Origin of the sequence: Microbacterium sp. KRD172 (genome assembly GCF_017168295.1) — a bacterium.
Classification (GTDB): domain Bacteria; phylum Actinomycetota; class Actinomycetes; order Actinomycetales; family Microbacteriaceae; genus Microbacterium; species Microbacterium profundi.
On the sequence record NZ_JABFAS010000018.1, the window covers coordinates 1 to 560 of the forward strand.

The following is a 560-nucleotide window of genomic DNA, read 5'->3' on the forward strand; positions in this document are numbered from 1 at the left end:
TCGTCTGATCCGCGTCGGGGCTCGTGAGGAGCTCGAGGATGTTCCGACATCCGCTCTGCAGGTCGGGGACCTGATCCTGGTGCGCCCCGGTGAACGCATCGGCGCGGACGGCGTCGTGGTCGACGGGGTTAGCGAAGTCGACCAGGCAGCGATGACCGGGGAGTCCATGCCGGTCCGCCGCGGGGAGGGTCAGGATGTGCTCTCCGGGACCGTGAACGGCACCGGCGCTCTCACCGTCCGGGTCACCCGCCCCGCCAGCGAGTCCGTCATCGCCCGGGTGGTGACGATGGTGTCCGCAGCCTCGGAGACGAAATCGCAACGGCAGATGTTCATCGAGAAGGTCGAGCAACGGTACTCCCTAGGCGTGGTCGCGGCGACCCTACTGGTGTTCTTCGTCCCGTTGATGTTCGGTACCGACTTCCGAGAGGCGCTGCTGCGCGCGATCACCTTCATGATCGTGGCGTCCCCGTGTGCGGTGGTCCTCTCCACGATGCCGCCGCTGCTCGCCTCGATCGCGAACGCGGGACGACACGGCGTGCTGGTCAAATCCGCGACCGTGA

General features: G+C 67.1%; 1 protein-coding gene. It reads left to right on the top strand.

Going from position 1 to position 560, the window contains the following annotated elements; translation table 11 throughout:
• Window positions 1-560: HAD-IC family P-type ATPase (locus J1M43_RS16205; protein ID WP_206477490.1), on the top strand; the 560-nt coding region annotated here is incomplete at both ends.